At 33.1% G+C, this 8,417-nt stretch carries 9 protein-coding genes; 6 read left to right on the top strand and 3 right to left on the bottom strand.

What is annotated here, in order from left to right; genetic code table 11:
• Positions 1 to 277: 277 nt before the first annotated feature.
• Positions 278 to 823: a helix-turn-helix domain-containing protein gene (locus tag ACSVDA_RS17405; RefSeq protein ID WP_485884734.1), complete on the bottom strand. Its 546-nt coding sequence runs from the start codon at positions 821 to 823 to the stop codon at positions 278 to 280.
• Between the two features lie 137 nt (positions 824 to 960).
• Between ACSVDA_RS17405 and ACSVDA_RS17410 the strand changes: the two genes are divergently transcribed.
• From ACSVDA_RS17410 to ACSVDA_RS17420, 3 genes are read left to right on the top strand one after another with little or no spacing between them, the layout of a single operon-like run.
• On the top strand, positions 961 to 1,200 hold the full coding sequence (locus ACSVDA_RS17410; RefSeq protein WP_485884736.1) for a PLD nuclease N-terminal domain-containing protein: 240 nt from the start codon (positions 961 to 963) through the stop codon (positions 1,198 to 1,200).
• Positions 1,197 to 2,102: an ABC transporter ATP-binding protein gene (locus ACSVDA_RS17415; RefSeq protein WP_485884738.1), complete on the top strand. Its 906-nt coding sequence runs from the start codon at positions 1,197 to 1,199 to the stop codon at positions 2,100 to 2,102. The genes ACSVDA_RS17410 and ACSVDA_RS17415 overlap by 4 nt, the downstream gene beginning before the upstream one ends.
• A complete protein-coding gene (locus ACSVDA_RS17420) occupies positions 2,099 to 2,887 on the top strand; it encodes an ABC transporter permease (protein WP_485884740.1) in 789 nt (262 codons plus the stop codon). Before ACSVDA_RS17415 ends, ACSVDA_RS17420 begins: the two co-directional genes overlap by 4 nt.
• A gap of 439 nt (positions 2,888 to 3,326) precedes the next feature.
• Here ACSVDA_RS17420 and ACSVDA_RS17425 read toward each other — a convergent pair whose 3' ends face one another.
• Entirely contained in the window at positions 3,327 to 4,559 is a 1,233-nt protein-coding gene (locus ACSVDA_RS17425; protein WP_485884742.1) for an aminopeptidase, read from the bottom strand.
• A 372-nt stretch (positions 4,560 to 4,931) separates the two neighbouring features.
• On the opposite strand from ACSVDA_RS17425, the gene ACSVDA_RS17430 reads away from it, so the two are divergent.
• Positions 4,932 to 5,450 (top strand): methylated-DNA--[protein]-cysteine S-methyltransferase, encoded by a 519-nt coding sequence (locus ACSVDA_RS17430; RefSeq protein WP_485884744.1) that lies wholly within the window; start codon positions 4,932 to 4,934, stop codon positions 5,448 to 5,450.
• A gap of 28 nt (positions 5,451 to 5,478) precedes the next feature.
• Here ACSVDA_RS17430 and ACSVDA_RS17435 read toward each other — a convergent pair whose 3' ends face one another.
• Complete coding sequence (locus tag ACSVDA_RS17435) at positions 5,479 to 6,957, bottom strand: methyl-accepting chemotaxis protein (protein ID WP_485884746.1); 1,479 nt, start codon at positions 6,955 to 6,957, stop codon at positions 5,479 to 5,481.
• Between the two features lie 365 nt (positions 6,958 to 7,322).
• On the opposite strand from ACSVDA_RS17435, the gene mobA reads away from it, so the two are divergent.
• Together mobA and tatA are read left to right on the top strand one after the other, a co-directional pair.
• Positions 7,323 to 7,931 carry a molybdenum cofactor guanylyltransferase gene (gene mobA, locus ACSVDA_RS17440; protein WP_485884748.1) on the top strand — a complete coding sequence of 203 codons (609 nt, stop codon included), beginning with the start codon at positions 7,323 to 7,325 and terminating at the stop codon, positions 7,929 to 7,931.
• An 88-nt stretch (positions 7,932 to 8,019) separates the two neighbouring features.
• A complete protein-coding gene (gene tatA / locus ACSVDA_RS17445) occupies positions 8,020 to 8,226 on the top strand; it encodes a twin-arginine translocase TatA/TatE family subunit (protein ID WP_320207354.1) in 207 nt (68 codons plus the stop codon).
• The last annotated feature ends 191 nt before the right edge of the window (positions 8,227 to 8,417 follow it).

The raw sequence follows: 8,417 nt of genomic DNA on the forward strand, positions 1-8,417 counted from the left end.
GACAGTTAGAAAAGCGGAGCCGACCCAATTTCATCAAAAACCAGCCCACGTCCTGTGGGCAACGGTGGAATGTCGTCATTTGACTCCAGCGAGGGTGGAACCGAAAAACACCAGAAGGTGCATTTTACCTTCTGGTGTTTCTTTGTAAGCAACGAGGGGGTAACCTTAGCTAAGAAATTTTTAAAAAGCGAAGCGGCTGTATTGGATACAATCAAGAGAGCTTAATAGAAAGTAAAGGATTTCAATAAATGAAAGTGTGATCCATTAGTCAAGTTACTTAAGATTCAGGGATGATAGTAACTGCAAGTGTTCGAACTGGAATATCTTCTTCATTACGATCGTTAGCATCATTGTAGTATTTAGTTATTAATGTATTGAGGTCGCTTTGAAATTCTAAAAACTCTTCATCATTTAATTTTAGTTCCACTACCGAAAAAGTAGCGCCATCCTCTGAATTACCTTGCTCTTCTAATTTAGTCAAATAACTTTGATATTGATTTAAAAGTGTCAATTGATAATAGGAAACATAATCTATTTTTTTTTCATTAGAAATTGTTTTCCATTCTGCAATATTTAGTCTAGCTGCATCCTCATTTAAAGTGTAATACTTTTCCGAAACAGATTTCACCCTTTTTTCTTTCAATACGCTGATAACACCAGCATCTAGCATAACTTGTATATGTCTGTATAGTGTTGCTTGGGGTACATCTTTAATGAGCTTAACCATTTCTAATGGCGTTAGTCCATTTTTATTGTTTCGCATAAGTACTTGTGAAATTTTCATTCTTACAGGGTGCATTAAGATTTCTACCTTATTTTTCATATATCTCACCTTTTATTTGTAGTATGTTTTACTTTTCTATTTTCATTCTCATTATAAATAATAATAATAACATTTGCAATACGCGAAATTACATGTTATCATTATCAATAATGATAATAAAGTTAAGGAGTGATAGTATGAAATTACATTATGGGCTGGATGAATTAAAAGGTATTGATTTTATGCCTTTGTTACCTGTTATTTTGCCAGTTATAGCATTGAGCACACTATTGGTTTTAATTGCGTTAATTGATTTGTATAGGCATCGAAATACGAGAAAGAACGCACTTATGTGGTCTTTTATTATATTGTTGGTAAATACATTTGGACCGGTATTTTATTTTATTCATGGGAGAAAGGATGGTGAGGTAAGATGAATTTAGAAGTTAACAATGTAACAAAGAAATTTAAGGGTAAATTGGCTGTAAATCATTTCTCAATGGACATAAAAACAGGAGAATGTGTAGGCTTAATAGGCCCAAATGGCGCGGGGAAATCTACATTATTAAAAGTGATATCCGATATTATTTTCCCCAATTCAGGAGAAGTGCTACTAGATGGCAAACATGTTTCAAAAATGAAGAGGGAAATCGGTTATTTACCTCAACATCCAGAATTTTTCCCATGGATGACAGCCGTTGAAACATTAATGTTTATGGGTCAGTTATCTAATGTAAACAAAGAGGAATTAACTAACTCAATACCTAATGTTTTAGAAAAAGTGGGATTGAAAGGAGAAGAAAATTCAAAAGTAGGTACATTTTCTGGTGGCATGAAACAACGGCTTGGTATAGCTCAAGCTTTATTACATCGACCTGCACTTATCGTAATGGATGAACCAGTATCAGCTTTAGATCCGATTGGGAGAAGAGAAGTGTTAAATTTAATCGAAGAAATTAAAAAGGAGACAACAGTATTATTATCAACTCATATACTTGCAGATGCTGAAGAAATATGTGATAGATTTATTATTATTAAAAATGGGAGGAAAATAAAAGATACTACTGCGACCAATTTGTTAAGTCAGTATAGTCAAAAGGTCTTGAAAGTAGTGATTGATAGAAAGGATCGAAAATGGGTTGATGTTGTAAAAGCACTTCCCTATGTGAAGGAAGTAGAAGTCACTGGACATACATTGAAAATAAAAGTTGAAAATATAGATACAAGTAAAGATTTATTGTTAAAAAATGCATTAGAACATGAAGTGAATTTGGTAAAGTTTGAAATCGATAGTGATACATTAGAAGAAATTTTCTTAAGATTGGTGGTGGGAGCATGAATAACTTTATGGTCTTAACTAAAAAAGAATTTGTGCAGATGTTACGTGATTATAAATTGATTTGGCTTCCTCTTATTTTTATCGTCCTAGGAATAACTCAACCAGTAGTCACACTTTTTTTACCATCAATCATTGAATCATTAGGAGGGGGAACAGGAATTACAATTGATCCAAGTATATATACTCAAAGCGGAGGAGAAGTACTTGCAAGCACTTTTGGCTCACAATTTGATCAACTTGGACTTATCATTCTTATCATTTCAACAATGGGTATTATACACACAGATAAAGTAAATGGTATGTTGGCATTTATTTTAACAAGACCTGTTAATATTATTTCATATATTAGTGGAAAGGTTATACCAAATTTCTTAATGGCGTCTTTCGGTGTATTGTTAGGGTTCTTTGTTTCTTATCTATATGTTATTTATCTATTTACACATGTTTCATTTTCACGAATGATTATCGCTATTTTATTTTATCTTGTATGGGTACTATTTATTGTTACATTTACAACGCTGATTAGTACTATCTTTAACAGTCAAGGAATAATCGCGATTCTTTCCATTGTCTTTCTGCTAGGATGTAGAATGATACTAGGTTTGAACCCTATTATGGACTTTGTTAATCCTGCTATAATGAGCAAAAATGGCATGGAAGTGTTAACTACAGGGTCAATAAGTTCTAGTGCTTCCGGTAATTTGTTCGTAACACTTATGTGGGTTGCCCTTATACTTTTTGTCATAAATTATTGGATTTCCAACAAAAAGTATATTAATGGATAGATGGGCTACAGATAAAAAGTTATGTATTGTCTAGGGTGTGTAATATAAGGGGCTATTTACAAATAATGAAGGGTTTATGCTATTCTCATTGTTTTGAGAACAATAGATACTATGAAACCTCTAGTATAGTGTCGAATTTATACCTTTGTACTAAAAGCTGGGGACACCTGTTTCGAATAAGAAGATATTAAGAAGAATTACTTGGAAAGTGGGAAATATAATTTGAGATTAATCGTGAGGAAATTACAGCATAGTTTGTTATGGTATAAGAAATGATCGCTCAAAAAACATGACTAATCATTTCTTATACCAGATTTTTTCAAACTCATGTTATTCGTGGTTGCTCACATTTGATTTGGGTGAACAAATCTTTTTACAGTGAGTGTTTTTCATTTTATTTTACATCTAACGTAAATTTAACGTCATATAAAGAGAATGATTAAATTGCCCAATTCCCATTACGAAACAATGGTTCTTTTGTTCCGTCAGGTAATATACCGTCAATATCCATATCAGCGGTACCTACCATAAAGTCTTCGTGAAGCACACTTGTATTTACTCCGTTTTTCTCTAGCTCTTCTTTATCCATCGTAGTGCCAGCTTCGATACATGTTGGGTATGCACTGCCAATAGCTAAATGATTAGAGGCATTTTCATCAAATAATGTATTATAAAAAATAATATTAGAATTTGAAATTGGAGAGTCATGTGGAACTAATGCGACTTCTCCTAAATAATGCGACCCTTCGTCTGTTTCAATAAGACGCTTTAATGTTTCTCCACCTTTTTCAGCTTTGCAGTCAACAATCTTGCCATTTTCAAAGGTTAATGTAAAGTTTTCAATCAAACTACCACGGTAATTAAAAGGTTTGGAACTCGATACATAGCCATTTACACCAGTTTTTAGTGGCATAGTAAATACTTCTTCTGTAGGGATATTCGCAATGAAATACGTACCATCTTCATTTTTACCTCCACCCCCAAGCCAAATATGGTTCGTAGGTAGCTCTATGGTGAGGTCTGTATTAGATGCTGTATAATGTAATGCTTTATATTTCTTTTCATTTAGAAACTTTACACGAGCTTGTAAAGTTTCGTCATGCTCTTGCCATTGTTGAACTGGGTCTTCTAAATCAACACGTGTTGCCTTAAAAATCGCATCCCAAAGCAAGTCTACCTGCTCTTCCTCTTTTGCATCAGGAAATACTTTTGCAGCCCATTCTTTCGACGGAACAGCGATAACAGTCCAACTAACTTTATCTGATTGGATATAGTTTCTGAACTTTTCTAATGCTTTACCTTGTGCTTTTTGTGCAGCAGCGACTCGATCAGGGTTAACACCTTGTAATAAGTCTGGATTTGTAGAAGTAATCGATAAGAATGCTGCTCCATCTTCAGCCATCTCTTCTCGTCCTTGAGCTTTCCAAAGTGGAAATTCTTTAAATGCTTCGTCTGGAGCGAGGTCGTATTTCATTCTTGTAATCGCATCGTCTCCCCATTCAACATGAACATTTTTTGCACCAGCTTCATAGGCTTTTTTAGTAACAAGACGAACAAATTCAACTGTTGAAATTGTTGCTGATATATATAGGGATTGTTTTTCTTGAATATTCACACCAATTTTCACTGCTAATTCTGCATATTTTTCTAAATTACGCTGAAAATTTGCCATCATTAGATTCTCCTTTGTCATAATAATTTTTTGGTATGTGAGGACATGATATACTTATGTAAGAAAATGATTCTTTCATCATTGTACACTAACTAAGTTGAGTACGCATAATGAATAGATCGAAGGAAATACAGTTAAGTACTACTGTTTTATTTCTCGAATATTTTCTTATTATATCATTATCTTCCTATAGATCTTCAAATGTCTAAACATATTAAAAGGCTGATTTGCATACTAAACAATAAACTCGTATTCAAGCCATTAAATGGATGAAGCTCGATACAAGTCATCTGCTTTTTTAATATTATTACATTAGCAAAAAAGTGTACAAAAAAGCTAATAGAAATAAAGAGGTGTCAAATGGTTGGTGTAATGGCTACAATAAAAAGGGAACTAAATAAAAGACTGATGAACAGTCCTGTTGGACCAATTTTATTAATAGCATCTGAAGAGTTTTTATATGAAATTATCTTTGTTTCGTCAAGTACCTTCAATGAAGAGCATTATGATTCAATGAGTAACAATGAAAATAATGATATTTTAAATGAATCGGTAAAGCAACTAGAAGAATATTTTCGTGGACAAAGAATACAATTTGATCTTCCGTTGAAAGTGGAAGGAACTTCATTCCAAAAACAGGCATGGCAAGCACTAACAACGATTCCATTTGGACATACGATAAGCTACCAAGAACAAGCTCAAGTGTTAGGTGATCCGAAAAAAGCTAGGGCGATAGGTGGAGCTAATAGTAAAAATTCATTACCTATCATTATCCCTTGTCATCGAGTGATTGGGAAAAATGGTAAACTAACAGGGTTTGCTGGTGGGATTGATATTAAAGAGGCATTACTAAAGCATGAAGAAAAATATAAGAACGTAACTCACCCTTAAGATGGGGAGTTACGTTCTTAGCTATAGCCTAACTTTTTTCATCTACTAAATTTTCTAACGTTTCGATCATATCTTCTAATTTCTTAAAGCTTGAAACGATATTTTTAATGCGATTATTTTGTTCTTCCATATGTGCCAGTATCTCTTGAGATGAAGCAGAGCTTTGCTGTGTAATGCTTGAGATTGACAGGATTTCATTTGAAATACGGTGACTATCCCCTAAGATTTCGGCAAGCATGTCATTAACTTTTCCAGATTGTTCTTCTACTTCTTCACTCGTATTTTTAATTGTTTTGAAAGTCTCTTGAACGACCTTCATTACTTGCTCACTTTGTAAAATTGCATTTTCTCCGAGATTTGTTTGTTCTGCATCATGCAATGTTTTCTCTTGTATACCATTTAAAATAGAAGTAATTTCTGCGGTCGAGTGTCGAGAGTCCTCCGCAAGCTTTCTCACTTCATCAGCAACGACGGCAAAGCCTTTTCCATGCTCCCCTGCACGTGCTGCTTCTATTGCCGCATTGAGAGCTAGTAGGTTTGTCTGCTCAGAGATTCCAGTTATTTTATTTACAATCCCTTCTATCTTATGATTTTGATTGCTTAAGTCATTCATAACAGCTACCGTCGCATTTATTATTGTGTGAACTTTCTCTATTTCTCCGATTAAAACTTCAACATTGTTGTTGCCATCTTGTATCGTTTTCAGTGTTTCTTCTGATAGGTTATTCATATGGTTGGAGACGGATGTTACATTCTCTATAGAGCTATCTGCTGATTGGATAGCTTCATTTATATCGACAACACTAGCAGCTTGACTTTCTATCCCTTTAGTTACTTCTAAAAATGAAACAGTAATTTCTTCAGAAATTTCTTCTGTTTTTTTGGAGTGATCTTCTAAGTCAGTTTCAAATCTATGTAAAAATTCAACTGTAGATTTAATGTTCCCAAGTAAAGAGTCAGTATGTTCCTTTGCTTGTAAAACTTGTTCATATGTTTCTTGATTTTCTAAGCGCATACGTTTACTAAATACACCTTGAATAATATTTACCAATATAATAAGTACAATCATCGCATCGATACCGATAATATCTGTTTTATTAATTGCAGCAAAAGCAGTAGAATCATGATTCATCAAAAAGAAATAATTGGATATAGCAATATTTGAAATAGCGGTTAAAATGATAGGTATGTAATTTTCATACAGTGAGATCACTGTTACGTATAGAACAACTAGGAAAAACATAATAATTGATGGGTCTACACTAAAGACAACATATGTAGTAATAACAGAAGAAAGAACGACTAGATACATCGTATAAAAAATGAATTTCCTTTTCAAAATTAATACAGTAATAATCGTGTTAATAATTAGATCAGGAATGGATTGTATAAAGCTCAAGCGTAATCCAGCATGAAAAAAGTTCCATAAAAAAACACATGTAAATGTAAACCATAGTATTGAGATAAGTAGTTTATTTCTTTTTTCAACTAATTCTATGTTAGTCATATGTATGAACCCCCTTACCTAAAATGCCTCTCGGGCTCTTTGATTTTACCATTTTTTATATAATTAATTCATTAAGATATAAATCGGTTTTTGACATATTTGTGACAATAGAATTTCTACTTCATATATTGAGAAGGCTATTTGATATAATAACAATATAAATAACTAGGCTCTTTTCTAAAGCAATGTTGCTATTTATCCTAAGCTAGAAGATAATAATGTTGTTTTACTCAACAGTCATTCTTTTTTAGAGGAAAAGGTGCCATTTAATCTATTGATATACGTGTTATTTTTTTGTAGGAAAGACAATAATCTATGCGAAAGCAGCCAAAAATTATTACAGCGTCCAACCAGAGGTGATCATAGTGGATGTTGGGGCTATTATCTTAGCAGGTGGCCAATCTAAGAGAATGGGCACAAATAAAGCATTACTAAGGATTGAAGGAAAATACAATATTGTGAGAATGAAAGAAGCATTACAATTGATGTTTGAAGAAATCATCCTTGTAACCAATCAAGAACAACAATACAAGTTTTTAGAGATTCCCATTGTTCCTGATCTTGTAGATGCAAAAGGACCTCTTGCTGGCTTGCAAGCTGGTTTACAAGTGGCTAAAAATGATAAAAATGTTGTTGTGGCTTGTGATATGCCATTTATATCGACATCAGTCACATCATATTTAATTTCTCAAGCGCAAGATTGTGACGCAGTCGTCCCTATTATTGATGGAAAAATCCATCCATTGTATGCAGTATATAGTAAAAGTGCATTGCCAATTATTCATTCGAGCTTAAAGGAAAACCAATTAAAAGTTGTAGATGTATTATCTCGTCTTCAAGTTCGTTACATTGATGAAAAGGAGTTAATGATGTTAGAAGACATTGATTTAGGAAAAGCATTTTTTAATATGAACTATCCGATGGATTATGAAAAGGTAAAACGTTGGGTAAAGGACAAAGATACTAATAAGTAGTTCGTTTTTTTTAGGTGAACATGATAAACTACATTTAGTAGTTATCTCTAACAATATGTGCATGCATCATAAAAAGGAGATGGTATGAATGTTAACAAACATAGGAATACCTGGATTAATATTAATTCTCGTTTTAGCTTTAATAATTTTTGGACCGAAGAAATTACCTGAGATTGGTAGAGCTACTGGGGAAACATTAAAAGAATTTAAAAAATCAGCTCGTGAGCTAACTAGTGACGTAACAGATGAAGTAAAAGAAGTGAATCAAATCGTCAAAAATGAAGAGAAAAAGTAATATTTAGGTTGATCCATCTTTCAAGTTGGGTTAACCTTTTTTTTGGCCTTTTTTGCATAGGTTGTTACTTTTTTTAGGTTCTATAATAAATGTTGGGGTTTATACACAATTTGAGTGCATAAAAAAGAGCACGATATCACCCATTCTTTTATACTTGAGTTGTCGAGAAACAAGTATGAAATGGGGATACG

Source organism: Cytobacillus sp. Hm23, from assembly GCF_051842895.1.
Taxonomy (GTDB): domain Bacteria; phylum Bacillota; class Bacilli; order Bacillales; family SM2101; genus Nanhaiella.

What these genes read in the sequence shown, in the direction of transcription:
- ACSVDA_RS17405 (WP_485884734.1), bottom strand. Translation starts at nt 823, where the DNA reads ATGAAAAATAAGGTAGAAATCTTAATGCACCCTGTAAGAATGAAAATT.
- ACSVDA_RS17410 (WP_485884736.1), top strand. Translation starts at nt 961, where the DNA reads ATGAAATTACATTATGGGCTGGATGAATTAAAAGGTATTGATTTTATG.
- ACSVDA_RS17415 (WP_485884738.1), top strand. Translation starts at nt 1,197, where the DNA reads ATGAATTTAGAAGTTAACAATGTAACAAAGAAATTTAAGGGTAAATTG.
- ACSVDA_RS17420 (WP_485884740.1), top strand. Translation starts at nt 2,099, where the DNA reads ATGAATAACTTTATGGTCTTAACTAAAAAAGAATTTGTGCAGATGTTA.
- ACSVDA_RS17425 (WP_485884742.1), bottom strand. Translation starts at nt 4,559, where the DNA reads ATGGCAAATTTTCAGCGTAATTTAGAAAAATATGCAGAATTAGCAGTG.
- ACSVDA_RS17430 (WP_485884744.1), top strand. Translation starts at nt 4,932, where the DNA reads ATGGCTACAATAAAAAGGGAACTAAATAAAAGACTGATGAACAGTCCT.
- ACSVDA_RS17435 (WP_485884746.1), bottom strand. Translation starts at nt 6,957, where the DNA reads ATGACTAACATAGAATTAGTTGAAAAAAGAAATAAACTACTTATCTCA.
- tatA (WP_320207354.1), top strand. Translation starts at nt 8,020, where the DNA reads ATGTTAACAAACATAGGAATACCTGGATTAATATTAATTCTCGTTTTA.